The 17834-nt window shown below is 35.8% G+C and carries 18 protein-coding genes; 11 read left to right on the top strand and 7 right to left on the bottom strand.

Translation table 11 applies throughout. The features are described 5' to 3' along the window. Positions 1–90 (top strand): IS3 family transposase (locus HP569_RS05450; protein ID WP_182200158.1); only part of this gene is annotated, 90 nt, incomplete at its 5' end. Positions 91–149: 59 nt separating this feature from the next. On the opposite strand, the gene HP569_RS05455 is transcribed toward HP569_RS05450, so the two are convergent. Further along, positions 150–1682 carry an AbgT family transporter gene (locus HP569_RS05455; RefSeq protein ID WP_425501822.1) on the bottom strand — a complete coding sequence of 511 codons (1533 nt, stop codon included), beginning with the start codon at positions 1680–1682 and terminating at the stop codon, positions 150–152. A gap of 229 nt (positions 1683–1911) precedes the next feature. Here HP569_RS05455 and HP569_RS05460 point away from each other — a divergent pair, with 229 nt between their 5' ends. Then, positions 1912–2847, top strand: coding sequence for an NADP-dependent oxidoreductase (locus HP569_RS05460; protein ID WP_182200160.1), 936 nt, complete (start codon positions 1912–1914; stop codon positions 2845–2847). 27 nt (positions 2848–2874) lie between these two features. Here the strand turns inward: HP569_RS05460 and HP569_RS05465 are convergent, their stop codons facing one another. The 3 genes from HP569_RS05465 to serC form a co-directional block, all read right to left on the bottom strand. Beyond that, positions 2875–4911, bottom strand: a complete 2037-nt coding sequence (locus HP569_RS05465) for a bifunctional diguanylate cyclase/phosphodiesterase (protein WP_182200161.1) — start codon at positions 4909–4911, stop codon at positions 2875–2877. A 105-nt stretch (positions 4912–5016) separates the two neighbouring features. Next, positions 5017–5853, bottom strand: coding sequence for a transporter substrate-binding domain-containing protein (locus tag HP569_RS05470; protein WP_182200162.1), 837 nt, complete (start codon positions 5851–5853; stop codon positions 5017–5019). A 212-nt stretch (positions 5854–6065) separates the two neighbouring features. Beyond that, positions 6066–7154 carry a 3-phosphoserine/phosphohydroxythreonine transaminase gene (gene serC, locus HP569_RS05475; protein ID WP_182200163.1) on the bottom strand — a complete coding sequence of 363 codons (1089 nt, stop codon included), beginning with the start codon at positions 7152–7154 and terminating at the stop codon, positions 6066–6068. A 268-nt stretch (positions 7155–7422) separates the two neighbouring features. Between serC and HP569_RS05480 the strand changes: the two genes are divergently transcribed. From HP569_RS05480 to HP569_RS05515, 8 genes are all read left to right on the top strand, one after another. Next, on the top strand, positions 7423–8124 hold the full coding sequence (locus HP569_RS05480) for an HAD family hydrolase (RefSeq protein WP_182200164.1): 702 nt from the start codon (positions 7423–7425) through the stop codon (positions 8122–8124). A 40-nt stretch (positions 8125–8164) separates the two neighbouring features. After that, positions 8165–8941: a MurR/RpiR family transcriptional regulator gene (locus HP569_RS05485; protein WP_220464449.1), complete on the top strand. Its 777-nt coding sequence runs from the start codon at positions 8165–8167 to the stop codon at positions 8939–8941. Between the two features lie 103 nt (positions 8942–9044). Next, positions 9045–10004 (top strand): 1-phosphofructokinase, encoded by a 960-nt coding sequence (pfkB, locus tag HP569_RS05490; RefSeq protein WP_246366934.1) that lies wholly within the window; start codon positions 9045–9047, stop codon positions 10002–10004. Continuing rightward, a complete protein-coding gene (locus HP569_RS05495) occupies positions 9991–11391 on the top strand; it encodes a PTS fructose transporter subunit IIC (RefSeq protein WP_182200166.1) in 1401 nt (466 codons plus the stop codon). Before pfkB ends, HP569_RS05495 begins: the two co-directional genes overlap by 14 nt. An 18-nt stretch (positions 11392–11409) precedes the next feature. Beyond that, complete coding sequence (locus HP569_RS05500; RefSeq protein WP_182200167.1) at positions 11410–11865, top strand: PTS sugar transporter subunit IIA; 456 nt, start codon at positions 11410–11412, stop codon at positions 11863–11865. A 19-nt stretch (positions 11866–11884) separates the two neighbouring features. Further along, positions 11885–12739: a class II fructose-bisphosphate aldolase gene (locus HP569_RS05505; RefSeq protein WP_182200168.1), complete on the top strand. Its 855-nt coding sequence runs from the start codon at positions 11885–11887 to the stop codon at positions 12737–12739. 134 nt (positions 12740–12873) lie between these two features. Continuing rightward, positions 12874–14094 (top strand): NAD(P)/FAD-dependent oxidoreductase, encoded by a 1221-nt coding sequence (locus HP569_RS05510; protein ID WP_182200169.1) that lies wholly within the window; start codon positions 12874–12876, stop codon positions 14092–14094. Positions 14095–14207: 113 nt separating this feature from the next. Beyond that, positions 14208–15122, top strand: a complete 915-nt coding sequence (locus HP569_RS05515; RefSeq protein WP_182200170.1) for a Gfo/Idh/MocA family protein — start codon at positions 14208–14210, stop codon at positions 15120–15122. Between the two features lie 46 nt (positions 15123–15168). On the opposite strand, the gene HP569_RS05520 is transcribed toward HP569_RS05515, so the two are convergent. From HP569_RS05520 to HP569_RS05530, 3 genes are all read right to left on the bottom strand, one after another. Further along, positions 15169–15444: a hypothetical protein gene (locus HP569_RS05520; RefSeq protein ID WP_182200171.1), complete on the bottom strand. Its 276-nt coding sequence runs from the start codon at positions 15442–15444 to the stop codon at positions 15169–15171. Positions 15445–15637: 193 nt separating this feature from the next. Then, positions 15638–16204 carry an NADPH-dependent FMN reductase gene (locus tag HP569_RS05525; RefSeq protein WP_182200172.1) on the bottom strand — a complete coding sequence of 189 codons (567 nt, stop codon included), beginning with the start codon at positions 16202–16204 and terminating at the stop codon, positions 15638–15640. A 14-nt stretch (positions 16205–16218) separates the two neighbouring features. Continuing rightward, complete coding sequence (locus HP569_RS05530) at positions 16219–17277, bottom strand: LLM class flavin-dependent oxidoreductase (RefSeq protein ID WP_182200173.1); 1059 nt, start codon at positions 17275–17277, stop codon at positions 16219–16221. Positions 17278–17393: 116 nt separating this feature from the next. On the opposite strand from HP569_RS05530, the gene HP569_RS05535 reads away from it, so the two are divergent. Further along, positions 17394–17747, top strand: a complete 354-nt coding sequence (locus HP569_RS05535) for a winged helix-turn-helix transcriptional regulator (protein ID WP_182200174.1) — start codon at positions 17394–17396, stop codon at positions 17745–17747. Positions 17748–17834 lie beyond the last annotated feature (87 nt).

Consider the following 17834-nt stretch of genomic DNA (forward strand, 5'->3'; position numbering starts at 1 on the left):
TATATAGAATACTATAATATGAAACGGATAAAGGCGAAATTTAAAATGAGTCCGGTACAATACCGAACTCATTTTGAACAAGCTGCCTAATGAAATAACCGTGTCTAACTTTAAGGGGTCACTTCATAATGTTACCTTGACTTTTTTTATTAGACTTGATAGTAAATCGGTGAACCCGGTCCTAGATCGATACCTAACAACATCCATACAACGAGCATTAATGTCCATGCTAGCATGAAGAAGATCGTGTACGGGAACATCGTAGAAATCAGTGTTCCAATCCCCATTTTCTTATCATATTTTTGCGCGAAAGCAATAACTACTGCGAAATAAGTCATTAATGGCGAAATTATATTTGTAGCTGAATCAGCAATACGATAAGCCATTTGCGTTAATTCAGGTGAATACCCCATTTCCATCATAATCGGAATAAACACAGGAGCCATCATTGCCCACTTTGCTGTAGCACTTCCAATGAAGATATTAATAAATCCAGCAATTAGAATAAATAATATAATTAACGGAATACCCTCTAATTGAATACTTTGCAAGAATTCCGCACCATAAACACCAATAACTAGCCCTAAATTAGATTCATTAAAGTATGCAACAAATTGTCCAGCAGTAAATGCTAGAACAATGAACATACCCATAGAAGCCATTGTATCTGTCAGTTTATTTGCAACGTCTTTATCACTTTTAATTTCTTTCGTTACAATCCCATAAACTAAACCTGGAATGAAGAATGCAAAGATAATAATAACAACTAATGATTGCATGAATGGAGATTGAATAATCCCTCCATCTTCACCTCGTAATGGAGCACCCTCAGGCACAATCAAAAATGCTGCCACAATAATGGTTACTAGCAAGCTTAAACCTGCATAAGTTAAGCCTTTCTTCTCAATCTTACTTAAACCAGTTAAATTTTCATTGAATTCCCCTTTATAGGAACCCAACCTAGGCTCAACTAATTTCTCCGTAACAAAAGCCCCAACAATTGTTAGCAAGAATACTGAAACAATAATAAAGTAATAGTTCATCGCTATGTTCATATCCGCTGCATAATCCGGATTAACAATAGCCGCTGCTTCAATTGTCATATTTCCTAATAGTGGTTCAAGCGAAGACAATAATAAATTCGCACTAAAACCTGCTGAAACCCCAGCAAATGCAGCCGCTAAACCAGCAAGTGGATGACGTCCTAACGCAGCAAAAATAACGGCACCTAATGGTGGTAGAACAACATAACCAGCATCAGTCGCTACACTAGACATAATACCAGCAAACACAAGTCCTGCTGTAATCAAGCTTTTTGGAATAGCTAAGACAAAACCACGCAAGCATGCACTAATAAGCCCTGTACGTTCTGCTAATCCAATTCCAAGCATTGTAGCAAGCACAACACCTAATGGAGCAAAATTAATAAAATTGTCCACCATACTTGTGAAAATATAAGCAATCCCTTCTGCATTCAAGAGATTCTTTACAGTAATCATTTCTCCCGCTTGTCCAGGATGTTCCACAGAAATTCCTGTTGCTGAAACAAGCGCAGACACTACTAAAACAAGTAATGCAAGCAACGCAAATAAGGTGACAGGATGCGGTAGTTTATTCCCAATGATTTCTATCCTGTCTAGGCTTTTTTGAAAAAGCCCTTTCTTTCTCTTTGACACGTCCATCTACTCCTTTGATCAAAACATGAATTTTCTAACAATTTAATGAATATTAATACACGTTGTCAAAATATATCACATTTTTTATTATATGAAAAGATAAAAACAATTATTGCAAAAATTTAGAATTTTATCGTATTTAACTAGATGTTTTGGTACACAAGCGTTTCTTTTGCATAACGATAATTATCACCCTATAATTGGTAATAATACCAGTATAGAAAGGGGCTTTTTAATGAAAGCAGTAGTTATTAACCATTATGGCAACAGTGATGTGCTAGAGGATACAGAGATAACTAAACCCACACCTGAACCTAATCAAGTATTAGTGGAGGTATTCGCTACATCGATAAACCCTATTGATTGGAAAGTACGAGAAGGATACATGAAAGAAGTCATCCCATTTGAATTTCCTATCATTTTGGGATGGGATGTAGCAGGAAAAATTGTTGCAGTTGGTGATAAGGTAAAAAACTACCAAGTTGGTGATGAAGTATTCGCTAGACCAGCCAATACAAACAAAGGAACCTATGCTGAATATACACTAGTAGATGAGGATCTTTTAGCTAAGAAACCAACAACTATTACATTTGAAGAAGCCGCTTCTATTCCATTAGCTGGATTAACCGCATGGCAGAGCTTGCTAGATGTCGCTAAACTTCAAGAAGGAGAAAAAGTGCTTATACAGGCTGGAGCTGGTGGTGTCGGTAGCTTAGCGATCCAAATAGCGAAACATGTTGGAGCTTATGTAGCAACTACAGCAAGTAAAGAAAACGAAGATTATGTGAAAGCATTAGGTGCAGACTTATTTATTAACTATAAAACAGAGGATTTTGAGAATATAGTAAAAGATTTTGATGTTGTCTTTGACATGATGGGCGGAGAAATTTTAGATCGCGGAATTACTGTTTTAAAGCCTGGCGGGCGAATTGTTACCATTGCCGGACAACCGAATCAAGCATTGGCAGATCAATATCAAGTGAAAGCATATAGTTATTGGCTTGAGCCAAATGGAAAGCAATTGCAAGAAATGGCTGATTTGTTGGATAAAGAAATTATTAAACCTCAAGTGAACCATACATTCTCTTTTTCCGCTTCCGGTATCAAAGAAGCACACGACTTAAGTGCAACACATCACGCCAAAGGAAAAATAGTAATCAAAATGAAATAGACGTGTATTTTAAAAGCATTATCTCCACTAATGGAGATAATGCTTTTTTGACCATTCTAATAGCTCTGCTGCCTTCATCGGTTTTGCAAAGTGAAAACCTTGAAATAACAGTGATGAGGCTACTTGTCGTAGGTAAGTAACTTGATCCTCGGTTTCAATCCCCTCAATAACAATTTCCAACCCTAATGATTGTCCTAAATCTATCATTGCTTTTAATATGGCGGAATCTTTCGGTGAATGTGGAACGTGATCAACGAAAGATTTATCCATTTTCAACGTTGATATTTCCATTTTCTTTAAATAAGACAAAGAGGATAGTCCCGTACCAAAATCATCAAGCGCCACAGAAAAACCTAAAGAACGAAATTTAGCTATCGAATGGTTTGCCTCTTCAATCGATTGAACAAACCTTGTTTCTGTTAGCTCCAATTCTATTGATCTAGGTTCAATCTGATACTTATCTTGCATTTTTTTTAGCTTTTTCACCAATCTAGTAGAACTAACATAATCTCCCGGAATATTTATTGCGATTGTCCAGTCAGCTCCTATTTGTTGTTGCCAATCACTTAATTGCTTGCAAGCATTCTCAATTACCCAGTCAGTCAAATCGGTAATTCTTTCTGTCTTTTCAATGATAGGGATAAATGTTGCCGGGCTCAAGAATCCATGTTCTGGGTGGTTCCAACGCACAAGCGCCTCCATTCCAGCAATCCGCTCTAAATCTGAGTGTATTTTGGGTTGATAAACAAGAAACAGCTCATTTTTCTCCATTGCTTGATCTAAATCCGCTAGTATCTTCTTCTCAAAGGAGTAACGGTGAAAGCTTGGTTGATACACAGCTACTTCTTGTTGAAAAAGTGTAGATGGATGGTTGAACACAGTTTGTGCATCGTTATATAAATACTTCACCTTTTTACTTTGTTCAACAGAAACAACGGCACAGGAAGCTTTTAAATAAAATGGCTTGCCTTGATACCTAGCATCATCCCAAATCCGTGCTATCTCTTGCATTTTCCTTTCTAGTAAAGGTAAACGATCTGTTCTATACATTAAGTATGCAAATCGATCCTCTTCCATACGATACAGCATCGTGTTTGGTAAGTGTACAGCTTTTAATGTGTTCGCAATATAGTTTACTAATTTATCACCATCATTGTAGCTATAAGCATAGTTCACATCTTTTAAACTATTAATCTGCCATACCGCCAAAACAAGCTGATTATTATTTTTTTGTATCTCTTTTTCATAATAACGTCCATTAGGTAAATTAGTCTGTGTATCAAAAAATCTAATTCGATAATCAATATACCGATCTAAATAAATAGAAACCATTAACAATAAAAGCAGCACACTAACACTGACAGCCACCATAGCAATCAATAATGCTTTCCCGGCTTGACCCATCTCACTATCTATATTGTGATAACCGTCAGAAACGTAAAAGGTTGTTCCGAACATCCCTACGTAATGCATCATAGAAACCGCAGAAGCAAGCATCAACGAAACAAGGATTTTAAATCCTCGATGTTCAAATTTTTTATTAAATGCCGAAATGGCATATAGAGCAAAGAATGACACAGCCACAGCTATAATAATAGAAAAAATAAAGATTTCAATCTGGTAAACAATTTGCGCATCAATAAGCATGGAATACATACCCAAGTAATGCATTAAAACAATCCCCAAGCCCATCAATATACTAGCCATAATGTTATTTCGTAAAGATTGCTTTAATCGATTAACTAGATGAAAAGCGATAAACGAAGCCCCAACAGCCGGAAAAATAGACAAAATCGTTATAATATGATTATATTTCATCGGGATTGGAAGGTGATAAGCACTCATACCAATAAAGTGCATTGCCCATATCCCAATTCCCATTGCTATAGAAGCAAAAAACAACCAAACATCTCTATGAAAAAAACTATTCATCCGAACACGTTTATTTAATGAGATGGCTACATAAGACCCAAGACAAGCAATCATAAGAGACAATAAAACAATTGCCCAGTTATACTGTCCTTCTAAAACAATAGAATAATTGGAATCTGGGTGATTAAACATCGTAGGCACTTCCGTTTCTGTAGTGTAAATCTTTTGCTATTACTATCGGATCATGGTCGTTTAATTTTAATATAAAAAACGCAAAAGAAATATATATAGGTTATATTATTCTACACCTTCTATTTCTTTTATATCTGAATCTAATTTTTTAGAGACATCTTGTCCACCGAAAAATTGTTTCGAAATATTTGTTAGAGCTCCGTCTTCTCTCATTCCCTCAAGGACACCATCAATTTTTTCAGAAAAAACAGTTGCTTCTTTCTGTGTAACAACATTCACTGTTTGCGGGTGAAACTTCAGTTCTGGATGTAATGTGATATCCATCTCTGGAAATGCTTCTAACGCTAATGACTGTAGGTAGTAGTCGTTAATTACAACGTCTGTTCTTCCGTTATCTACATCTCTTAAATAAACATCATTTGTCGCATTCCCATAAGTAATTACCTCTGCTCCGTATTTACGCGCAATATCACTATAAACTGTTGTTGCAGCGCCTCCAGCTTTTTTACCTTTCAAATCTTCCAAAGTATTTATTCCTGAAAGATCTTCGGAACGAACAATCATTGTAGAATAGGAGTATTTTATTGGTTCACTAAAAATAAATTTATCTTTACTTTCTTCTCTTGGCCCAGCTGTAATTAGATCCACTCGACCAGATTGCAAGGCTGCTAACATTGCATCAAAAGCCATAATCTCAAACTCTACTTCTAGACCTAGCCGATTAGCCAATTCACGTATAACCTCAACATCGTATCCAGTTAAACGATCTGATCCCTCCGGATAATAAGATGCTGGATACAAAGTGCCCGCAGTAGCTACAACAATTTTCCCTGATTGTTGAATTTCCGACCATTTTTCTCCTGCAGACTCTTTCCCCTCTTCACTTTGTCCACAGGCTGTGAGAATAGATATTAAAAAGAACAAACAAATAATTTTTTTCACAAAAACATCCCCCTATTTTAATTTTTTATTCGAAATAAATATAACAGTTATACCGCTTAATATCAATACTTCTATAAACTGTAATAATAATGAAAGATTAAAATATATAACACAAGGAACGCTTTAATTTCACAATCGAACATTTTTTCTTCAAACAAAAAGCCGCCTCTTTAATTAAAAGGCAGCTTCATCAATATTTTAATTATCTAGTACTAAATATGTTCTTGTTCAAACTTACGAATAAACGCAACTAATTTTTCGACTCCCTCTTTTGGCATGGCATTATAAATACTAGCACGCATACCTCCTACAGAGCGATGGCCTTTTAACGTTTCTAACCCTTCTTTTTTTGCCTCATTAATAAATTTAGCTTCTAAATCTTTATCTCCATTTGCCGCAACAAAAGGTATATTCATCAATGAGCGATCTTCTGGTGCAACAGGAGATGTAAATAGTATTGATTCATCAATACATTGATAAAGCAACGCTGCCTTCTCACGATTCATTTTTTCCATTACCTTCAGACCACCAAGATCTTGAATCCACTCAAACACTAGTTTCGCCATATATATTGCAAAAGTAGGCGGCGTATTATACAGTGATCCACTATCTCTATGTGTTTCATAATTCAACATCGTCGGGGTTTGAGATGGTGCATGACCGATTAAATCTTCTCGAATAATGACAACGGTTAATCCCGCTGGACCGATGTTTTTCTGTGCTCCTGCATAAATCAATCCAAATTTTGATACATCTATTTCCTCCGATAGAATATTGGATGACATGTCTGTTACAATTGGAACAGATCCAGCATCAGGTATATCTTGAAAGACAGTTCCTTCTATCGTGTTATTCATTGTGATATGAAGATAATCTGCTTCCTGATCGATCAAGCTTGAATGGACTTTAGGAATGCAAGAAAAATTCTCGTCCTCTGATGAAGCAATTGTTCTAACTTCACCAAACTTTTTTGCTTCAGCAATTGCTTTCTTTGACCAAGAACCTGTATGCACGAAGTCAGCTTTTTTATTCTTTATTAGCAAATTCATTGGAACCATAGCAAATTGCTGGGACGCACCACCTTGTAAAAACAACACCTTATAATTATCCGGAATAGACATTAATTGTCGTAACAAGCTCTCTGCTTCTGTAATAATATTGGTAAAAAACGAGGAACGGTGGCTAAGTTCCATGACAGACATTCCAGATTCCTGAAAGTTTAATAACTCCTTTTGCGCCTTTTCTAAAACCGGTAAAGGCAGCATAGAAGGACCAGCTGAAAAATTATATACCCTATTCATTTCCTCACACCTATCTAAAATTTTATAAAAAAAGAGAAGGATTTGGTAATCTACAATCCTTCTAATTTCCTCTAAGTAAATAAAAAAATATGTATGCTTCCCTTTCATCTTTGTGATTATTCTATCAATATTGCAGCTTAGTTTCAATAAATAATTTTCTAAAAATTGTGTCAATTATCTGAATTTTTAACCTTTCTAATTCTGTTCATTGCTTCTATCATTCATGTTATTATAAGGACAATTGATTATTCGTTTAGGAGATGTTTTTGTGAAAACAGTAATTTTTGATGTAGACGATACACTATATGACCAAATACTACCATTCAAAAAAGCAGTTCAGTCTTTTTTTGATAGAAGTTTTACTAATGAAGAATTAAACCAATTTTATATTAGCAACCGGAAATTTAGTGATGAATTATTTCACCAGAGCGCAGCTGGTGAGATACCTTTGGAACAATTACATATTTATCGCATTACAGAGGCAGCCAAGCTATTTGGCATTACACTTAGTCCCACAGAAGCACTCTTATTTCAAGAAAAATATTTACTTGAGCAACACAACATACACTTATTCCCTGAAATAAAGCAATTAATTAACTATTTACATGAACAAAACGTACAATTAGCTGTTCTAACAAATGGCGAACAAGCACATCAGATGATGAAAATAAAACAATTGCAGTTAGAGCGCTGGATTCCAGAAGAACACTTATTTATTTCAGGGGCTTTAGGTATGGCTAAGCCAAGTAAACAAGTCTTCACTCACATTGAACAACAGCTGACTTTAGATAAAGCACAAACCTTTTACATCGGAGATTCTTTTGACCACGATATAATAGGGGCAAAACAAGTCGGTTGGAAAGCTATCTGGATGAATCATCGTAGAAGAAAAGTACCGAACACAAGAATATCACCAGACTTTGAGGTGCAACACCCAGGGGATTTATTTAAACTACTTCAACAATATTGATATTTTTTATAAAAATAACATGCTTAGTAGGAGTGATTCTGTGAATAATATACTGTTTGATATTGAACCAAATGTTTTTATACAACTAAGTGAAACAGATAAATATTTACTTGAATATATTCAGCAACACATTGAAGAAATTTCTAACATGTCGATTGTCAAGCTAAGTGAAAATGCAAATGTTTCTACAGCGACAATTGTCCGCTTAATGAAGAAAATCGGATATGACGGGTATACTTCATTCAAATATAGTTTAAAAGAAAAAGTTAATTTTTCTGATGAAAATAATGAGATGCATGATATAAACTCAAAAATTTCTCAAGCAATTCAGAAAAACGAACACGAAGTTCAAAAAACAATCCAACTTCAAAGTATTGGGAAGATAGAAGATGCTGTTCAGAAAATTTATAACGCTGATAAAATCTATATATTCGCACGTGGTTTTTCTGAAATGATTGCAAAAGAAATGGGAATCAAACTCCAGCTAATGGGAAAAAACTGTGAAGTACATGACGATCCAAATATTATTCGAATTAAATCTAAAAGCATCGAAGGTAACGAATTAGCTATCTTCATATCCTTAAATGGGGAAACAACTGAATTAGTTGAAGCATGTAAAAACTTAACTATTAGACAACTAACAACCATCACCTTAACAACACGAGTTGATTCTACTTTAAGCTCAATGTCCGAAATGACGTTTATTGGATTTAAGGGAAGTCACTCCTACATTCCCGACTATGAAGTTCGTTCGAGACTCCCCCTTAATGTTATTGCTAGAATTTTATTAGATGCCTATGCGATTAGAATGCTCTAAACAAGGAGCATTCTTTTTTTATTACATCTCATTAAAACGTTTACATAACTTGAAAACATTTTCATCGAATCCTGTGCAATAATAAAATTAAATAAAAAGACAGATGGAAGGTGATCAATTGCTTTACACACTTACACCAAATCCAGCCATTGATTTATATATAGGAATGGATCAATTGCTTCCTAATACGGTTAATCGAACAAACGAAGAAGATTATCAAGCAAATGGAAAAGCAGTTAATATTTCTGTGATGCTACAACGTTTTGGTTTACCTAATACAGCTCTAGGATTCATTGGTGGATTTAGCGGAAGATTTATAGAAGAAGAACTGCAAAAGCAAGGTATTCAAACAAATTTTGTTCGCGTAGAGGGAACAACAAGAATAAACGTATTTGTTAACGCTGACAAAGAGTATAAAATTGTTAACCAAGGACCTGAGATACCGAAAGATAAGCTTAATGAAATGAAAAAACTACTTAAAGAGCTACCAGAACAAAGCACATTATTTTTATCTGGCAGTCTACCAAAAGGTTTAGATGATAAGTTTTATTTAGAAACAGCAAAAATTTGTAAAGATAGAAAGATCAAATTAATCTTAGATATTAGTTCTCCTATTCTACTAGACTGTTTAGCATACCAACCGTATCTAATAAAACCTAATGACGATGAGTTAGCCAGCTTTTTTAATATTGATACAGAGGAATTAACTGATAGTAAGATTATTTTCTATGCTAATAAATTAGTACAACTTGGTGCACAACACGTTCTAGTTTCTAGAGGAGAAAAAGGCGCAATCTATGTAACTGATTCTGATGCAATAAAAGTAACAGCACCTAAAGGCGAGGTTGTAAACACAGCCTGTGCTGGCGACTCCTTACTTGCTACATTTGCATCTCAAGAAATAAAAGGAGAATCCATTGAACAAGCACTAGTTCTAGCCTCAGCTGTTGGATCATCAACCGCTTTTAGTAAAGGTTTAAGTGACCTTTCAGATATTAATGCACTAATAAAACAAATATCTATTCATTCATTAAAGGAGGAGTTAAACAATGTCAAAGGTTAAAATCATTGCAGCGACTGGTTGCCCAACCGGAATCGCTCACACATTTATGGCAGAAGAAGCGTTAAAAGTAGCAGCAAAAAATCTAGGTGTGGATATTAAAGTCGAAACACACGGTCAAGTAGGTGTTGAAAATGAGTTAACGAAGCAAGATATTATAGAAGCTGACGGCGTTATCCTTGCAGCTGACAAAGATGTTAATCCTAGCCGTTTCCAAGGTAAACCTACCATCCAAGTATCTGTTGCAAAAGGTATTCATGAAGCGGAGAAGTTAATTCAGCAAATTATTGATGGAAAAGCGACTGTATACAAAGCAAAAAAGAGTGATGTATCAAATAATGATGAAGATGAAAACGCTACATCAGGAAAAAACAAATTTTTGCACAGCATTTATACACACCTAATGAATGGTGTTTCACACATGCTACCATTCGTAGTAGGTGGAGGTGTATTAATCGCAATCTCCTTTTTATTTGGAATTCACTCAGCTGACCCTGAACACAGCTCATACAATGAATTTGCAGCATTATTAAAGAATGTCGGGGGATTAGGTTTTTCACTAATGGTACCTGTCCTGGCTGCATTTATCGCTGATTCGATTGCCAAAAGACCAGGGATGGTTGTTGGGTTTATCGGTGGTTTAATCGCTAATGATGGTGGTGCTGGATTTTTAGGTGGTATCGCAGCTGGTTTTATCGCTGGTTACATCATCGTTTTATTAATGAAATTATTAGAAGGTATGCCTAAATCACTTAATGGTTTAAAGTCCATCTTCTTATACCCTGTAATTGGTATCTTCCTTATTGGGGTTATTATGACTTTACTTGTAGAACCAATGACAGCGATTAATGAAGGAATGAAAACATTTTTAGGTAACTTCCAAGACTCTAATCCAATCGTCTTAGGATTGATCGTTGGTGCGATGAGTGCATTTGATATGGGTGGCCCTGTAAATAAGGCAGCATATGTTACAGGAACCGCTTTACTTGGTGAGGGGAACTACTTCTTTATGGCTGGTGTTTCTGCCGCATGTATTACACCACCATTAATAACTGCATTCGCAACTGTATTCTTTAAAAAGCATTTTAATCAAGCAGAAAGAAATGCTGGAGGGGTTAACTTTATCCTTGGTGCGACACATATTACAGAAGGAGCAATCCCATTTGCAGCTAAAAACCCAATTGTTGTTATTCCTATACTGATGATTGGTTCATCTATATCTGCAATTTTAACTTACATGATGAAAGTGCAAGTACCTGCACCACACGGCGGATTTTTAGTACTTCCAGTTGTGACTGGCGCATTCCAATGGGTTTTTGCAATTTTAGTAGGATCACTTGTAGGAGCATTCTTATACGGGTATTATAAAAAAAGAGCGAACAATAAATAATAGAGAGAAGGAATAGCAATGGGAAACAATCTAATTAATGAAAATTACATTAAACTAGAGCAAGATATCCATTCTCAGGATGAGTTATTTGAAGCTGTCGCTAACTTGGCTATTGAACAAAACATAGCTACAAATAAAGCAGATATCATTGCAGGTTTAAAAAAACGTGAAAGTGAAAGCACAACTGGGTTTCAAGATGGGTTTGCTATCCCACATACACAACTAAATACGATTGCGCATCCATCCATTTTGGTAATTACCACTAAAAATGAATTGGAATGGAACTCCATGGATGGAAAGCCTGCTAACTTTTTCATTGTTTTATTAATCCCAAAAGATCAAGCAGGATCTACACATATACAAGCATTATCAGCAGTATCTAAAATGCTAATTCATAGCAATAATAGAGAAAGTCTTAAAAACAGTACGAAGGCAAGTGATATATATCAACTTCTACAAGATTTCGTAAACTAACTACTAGGGGGAAATAAAAATGGCACTTGTTTCATCAACACCAATGTTAGAGAAAGCACAAAAAGGAAAATATGGAGTTGGCGCGTTTAATGTCCATTCATTAGATATGATTTATGCAGTAACAGAAGCTGCAGCCGATTTAAATGCTCCAGTTATTTTACAAACAACAATGGGGACAGTTCGATCATTAGGTCCAGATAATATCGTTGCCGCAGCTACAGCAGCAGCTGATACTTATGGCATACCAGTTGCGCTCCATCTTGACCATTGTACTGATTACGGTCTAATTGTTCAATGTATTCGAGCTGGCTATACCTCCATCATGATTGATGCATCTATGCATTCATTTGAGGAAAATGTCACTCAAACAAACAAAGTAATGGAAATAGCAAAACACTTATCAATTAATGTTGAAGCAGAACTTGGCAAAGTTGGCGGCGTTGAGGATGATATCGTTGTTGACGAACAAGATGCACAAAAAGCTATTCCTAGTGAATGCGTTACTTTTGTAGAACAAACCAATGTTACTACATTAGCTCCAGCGATAGGTACTGCTCACGGGATTTACACAGGTGACCCTGACATTGATTTTAATCGAATAAAAGAAATCGCGTCATTAGTAGATGTACCGCTTGTATTGCATGGAGGATCTGCAATTCCAAACGAGGATGTTAAGAAATGTATTGCTTTGGGCATGGCTAAAATGAATGTATCAACCGAATTAAAACATGCTTATTCTAAAGCTATTCAGAAGCATTTCGAGGAAGATCCAAGCGGTTTAGACCCAAGAGCATATTTAACTAAAGCAAAAGATGCAGCTAAAGCACTTGTAAAAGAAAAAATTAGATTAGTCGGCTGTGACAACAAAGCTTAAGAAATTTTTGTGAAGATCCAAAAGTAAAGAAATATTTACTTTTGGGTCTTTTTAATTTTTAGTCCATATAAGTGTAAATGTAGTAAACATGGGTATCCTAAGTTGAGAAAATTTACGATAAAGGGGCCCATTTAATGAATATACAATCAGGTACTTATTACTGGCCAACTACACTAATGAACACTCCAACTTATCCACAAGTAACCGAAGATATCAATTGTGATGTATTAATAATAGGCGGCGGAAGTTCAGGTGCACAATGCGCCTACTATTTAGCTGAAACTGATTTAAACGTCGTATTGATTGAAAAAAACACGCTAGGGAGCGGTAGCACTAGCGCAAATACAGCACTGATTCAATACGCTGGCGAAAAAATGTTTATTAACTTACAAAACACATTTGGAGAGGCCTATATATCCAAGCACCTGTCATTATGCAGACAAGCAATTGATGATATTGAAAAAGCAGCTAAACAAATGAACCGTGATTGTTCTTTCACAAGAAGAGACACGTTATACTTCGCCAGCCATCATGAAGATGTGGAGAAACTGAAAAAAGAATATCAACTTTTAAAAGAAGCACAATTCCCGCTTCAGTTTTTAACAAGAGATGAGATTGCATCTATCTATCCTTTTTCAAAAGAAGCAGCGATTTACTTTAAAAATGATGCAGAAGTCAATCCGTTTATTTTCACGCACGGTTTAATCGAATATGCATTGGAACATGATGTAAAGATTTTTGAAAATACAAAAATGATTGGTCATGTTTATCATGATGACGGTGTTACTATCTATACCGATACAAAGCATAAGATCCATGCCAAAAAAGTTATCTATTGCGCAGGATATGAAAATGTTGAGTTAAAAAATGAAAAACAGGCTTCATTTGTCAGTACATATACTGTTACAACAGAACCGGTGAATGATTTCTCGACTTGGCATAATCGCACGTTAATATGGGAGACTGCAAGGCCTTACTTATATATTCGAACGACTGCTGATAACCGAATTATTATTGGGGGATTAGATGATAATACGATCTATCCAGAAGATCGCGATAGTAAGCTTGCACATAAAAAAGATAAACTAATACAAGGATTTAATAAGCTTTTTCCAGACATCTCTGTTAAACCAGCTTACTATTTAGCTGCTCATTATGGTGGAACTAGAGACGGGCTTCCTATTATTGGTCAATACGAAGCATCGCCCCACAGTTACTTTTTATATGGCTACGGAGATAATGGAACAGTGTATAGTCAATTATTAGCCCGTATTATTGCTGACGATATTATTTCAGGAAACAGCGCAGATCTACCTTATTACTTACAAAATAGACCGAAACAAAACGAAGCATAGTATTTCTATGTTTCTTTTTTGTATATTATAAAATACTACCATTCGCTTGAAAGATACGAACGTAGTATACTTTAGCTAAGAATAATTCAGTAATAAAGAAGCGAGGTGGCAATATGAAAATTGGATTAATCGGTTTAGGTGATATTGCTAAGAAAGCATACCTTCCTGTGTTAGCAAATAAAGAGGATATCGAGTTGATCCTTTGCACACGCAATCGAAAAACATTGCAGCAATTAGCAGATAAATACCGCATTTCTACTTATGTTGAAACAGTAGATCAGTTAATTGCTGAGAATATCGATGCAGCTTTTATCAGTACTGCAACTAAAGCACATATTGAAATTGCAAACGAATTGCTAGAACACGGCATTCACACGTACATCGACAAACCTATTTCTTTTCATTTTAACGAGACAAAACAAATTGTTGACAAAGCACAGGAACAGAATGCAATCGCAATGGTCGGATTTAATCGTAGGTTTGCTCCTATGATCAGTGACTTAATAGGAAAAGGTAAGCCAAACCTTGTTCTTATTCAAAAGAACCGTTTTGCTTTACCTGGTGTGCCAAGACAATTTGTTGTTGAAGACTTTATCCACGTAGTAGACACATTAAGATTTTTAATGCAAACAGAAGTGATTGATGTAAAAGTTGATTTTTCATACAAAGACGACTTACTTCAGCATGTTGTTCTTCAATTGATTGGAGACGGCACTACTGCTATCGGAATAATGAATAGAAATAGTGGGGTAACAGAAGAAATCATTGAATATACAACAGAACAACACAAATATGTGATTGACGGCTTAGTAACTATGACACATTACCATAATCGCGAGAAGAATACTCAAAGCTTCGGAGACTGGGAACCTACTTTATACAAACGAGGATTTTATCAAATTGCAGACCATTTTATTGATTGTGTTAAGCAAAATAAAACTCCAGAACCATCAATTAATGATTCCTTACTCACTCACGATATTTGCGAACAGATTATTAGCCAGATAGAAGCATCAATTTCCAAATAAAAATAAGGCCACTACCTTCTAGTGGCCTCACCGTTCATAAATTCTTCTAACAGCACGCTTCATCCGATGTCATTTTCACCAATTCTATTTGATATGCACCCGATTCAATCTTAGGTTGAATACTTGTAATATACTTTCTGACATCTTCTCTTTGTTCGTCTACCATTGATAATGGAAAATATATAAACCCTTCTTCTTGATGAAGAATTGTTAATTGGACATCTTCATCATCTTTCACCGTCGCTACTAATCTGCACGTGTCACATTTCGGCGCCATTTCAAATGAGATCGTAATCTCCTCCTGATTGTCTGTTTTCTTCATTTCTTTATGCTGTTAAAAATTGTACCACAGCAATCAAAAGAATGAAAACAGGATAAGCAAGCCTATTTTTTAACATACAGCGATAAAGAACAAAGAACGATACATAACTAGGTGAAACTATTACTTTTTTAATTATTCCCCCAATTAAGCTTAATTGCTCTGAATTTGTTATAGATTAGAAATTAACAAGGCGTTAGAAATCATAAGATGCCTCTTTTTCTTCGCGTATGCTTCTCATCGTATCTGCCAACATGATCGTATCCTCGATTAATCGATCGATACGAAAGAACACATCATCATTAATTATTTCTTTGTTAAGAAAATCCTGCTCTTCTATAAAAACATAACTTTGCACTAAGTGCGCTTTCATATAAGCTAAAATCGGTTTTATTTGTTGCTCTGCAATTAAGTAGTGTTTAGCTGAACCAGCTGTGACGATGATACTCACCACTTTATCCCTCAGAGCATTAACCGGCAACAGATCGAAAACATTTTTCAATGTAGCTGGTATAGATGCTTGAAAAATTGGTGTCCCAATAATAATTGCATCTGCATGCATAATAGTTTGAAGAACATAGCTTGGATCACCAGTGTAATCCAAATAATGACGCCCATCACTAAACGGGAGATCATAATTCGCTAAATCTAATAGAGTTACTTCTGCTTCAGGGTATGTTTGTTTGATTTTATCTACGGTATGAGTCATAGCTATTCTTGTTTTCGAACCAATGATTGAACCTGATATGGCAACAATATTCACTGCTAGAACACCTCCTATTTCTTCTTAGTATATTTTTTTACCGCGGGCAAAATTTCTGTAGCAATTAATTCAATGTTCTTTTCTAAGCGCTCAAAAGGAACACCTCCAAAGTCAATTTGTGCAATATATCGCTGGTGGCCAAATACTTCATGTTGATACAATATTTTTTCAATAATCTCTTGTGGACTACCAATATTCATTACATGGCGTGAATCCACACCTTGTGCAAAAAGTTGCTTAGGAAACCCTTGGCCATTCGTGCGCTTCATCCCTTCGTTAATATGCGGATACATATCACGTAACGCTTGTTGTGACGTCTCTGCTGCATAGAAGAAACCAGCTGTTGCAACTGGCAATTCGCTAGGATCATGACCTACTTCCTTTGCAGCATTTCGATAAGCATCTATTGTACGTTTGAATACCGAGACAGGCCCACCCAAATGAGCCATAAACATCGGCACACCTTGATAACCAGCCTTAATTGCACTCGCTGGAGTTCCACCTACCGCACGCCAAATTGGCAACTTCCCTTCTTTTGGACGAGGAATCACTTCAGCATCTGTTAAAGGTTGACGGAACTGCCCCTTCCAATTGACCACTTCATTTTCATTTATTTGTCTTAACAAATCAAACTTTTCTTCAAATAATGCTTCATAGTCCCTAACGTTATACCCTAGCAAATCGAACAAGCCGACTCTTGATGCCCGACCTGCCACAATTTCCGTTCGTCCTCCAGATAAAAGATCAATTGTCGAAAAATCCTCGTATACACGTACAGGATCTGATGTACTAATAATAGTGGAAGAACTTGCTATCTTAATATTTTCCGTTGCTTGTGCTATCGCGGATAATACAACGGTGTGTGCTTGTGTTGCAAAATACGCTTGGTGACTTTCTCCAACACTAAAAAAATCAAGACCTGCTTGGTCAGCTAATTTTGCGTATTCAACAATTTCCTTGAGTCGTTGCTGTGCGGCTATGCGGTTACCTGTCGTTGGATCAGGTAAATGATCACCTAATGTATATATACCAAATTCTAACCCGTCACTCGGATCAATACGATATTGTTTCATTTTTTTCACTCCCTACTCTTCCTTACTATGTATATTCTATTAAATAACATTCTTTTTTGTAAGTACGCACTTAAAAGTGGTATAGTATACAAAAAGATACTAAGGGAGACTTTCAGATGGAACGAGTGCCAAGCAACTGTCGAGTAGAGAACGCTTTAGGTATTTTAGTGGGGAAATGGAAGCCGATTATTATATTACATCTTCTGCAACATGGAACGAAACGATTTAATGAACTTAAACGAGCGATGCCAGGTATCACACAAAAAATGTTAACCAAGCAATTACGAGAATTAGAAGAAGAAGATATTATTGCTCGTGTTGTTTATCCGCAGGTACCACCTAAAGTAGAATACTCCATAACATCGTACGGAAAAACATTGGAGCCAATATTAGAGGCAATGCACGAATGGGGTACAAAGCATGCATTACACAAGCTAGAAAAACAGGAAAATATCAAAGCAAGCAATTGAAACGCTGAGCGCTTCACTGTAATTACACCGCCCAAAAATGATATAGTGAATTTAAGATGTTAAAAATCTTTCAGTAGTACAATCTAG

Source organism: Paraliobacillus salinarum (assembly GCF_014083865.1).
Lineage (GTDB): Bacteria > Bacillota > Bacilli > Bacillales > Amphibacillaceae > Paraliobacillus > Paraliobacillus salinarum.

Bases quoted from the DNA above. Each gene is read 5' to 3' on its own strand.
- HP569_RS05455 (WP_425501822.1), bottom strand. From the start codon at position 1,682: ATGGACGTGTCAAAGAGAAAGAAAGGGCTTTTTCAAAAAAGCCTAGAC.
- HP569_RS05460 (WP_182200160.1), top strand. From the start codon at position 1,912: ATGAAAGCAGTAGTTATTAACCATTATGGCAACAGTGATGTGCTAGAG.
- HP569_RS05465 (WP_182200161.1), bottom strand. From the start codon at position 4,911: ATGTTTAATCACCCAGATTCCAATTATTCTATTGTTTTAGAAGGACAG.
- serC (WP_182200163.1), bottom strand. From the start codon at position 7,154: ATGAATAGGGTATATAATTTTTCAGCTGGTCCTTCTATGCTGCCTTTA.
- pfkB (WP_246366934.1), top strand. From the start codon at position 9,045: ATGGAAGGTGATCAATTGCTTTACACACTTACACCAAATCCAGCCATT.
- HP569_RS05495 (WP_182200166.1), top strand. From the start codon at position 9,991: ATGTCAAAGGTTAAAATCATTGCAGCGACTGGTTGCCCAACCGGAATC.
- HP569_RS05500 (WP_182200167.1), top strand. From the start codon at position 11,410: ATGGGAAACAATCTAATTAATGAAAATTACATTAAACTAGAGCAAGAT.
- HP569_RS05505 (WP_182200168.1), top strand. From the start codon at position 11,885: ATGGCACTTGTTTCATCAACACCAATGTTAGAGAAAGCACAAAAAGGA.
- HP569_RS05510 (WP_182200169.1), top strand. From the start codon at position 12,874: ATGAATATACAATCAGGTACTTATTACTGGCCAACTACACTAATGAAC.
- HP569_RS05515 (WP_182200170.1), top strand. From the start codon at position 14,208: ATGAAAATTGGATTAATCGGTTTAGGTGATATTGCTAAGAAAGCATAC.
- HP569_RS05520 (WP_182200171.1), bottom strand. From the start codon at position 15,444: ATGAAGAAAACAGACAATCAGGAGGAGATTACGATCTCATTTGAAATG.
- HP569_RS05530 (WP_182200173.1), bottom strand. From the start codon at position 17,277: ATGAAACAATATCGTATTGATCCGAGTGACGGGTTAGAATTTGGTATA.
- HP569_RS05535 (WP_182200174.1), top strand. From the start codon at position 17,394: ATGGAACGAGTGCCAAGCAACTGTCGAGTAGAGAACGCTTTAGGTATT.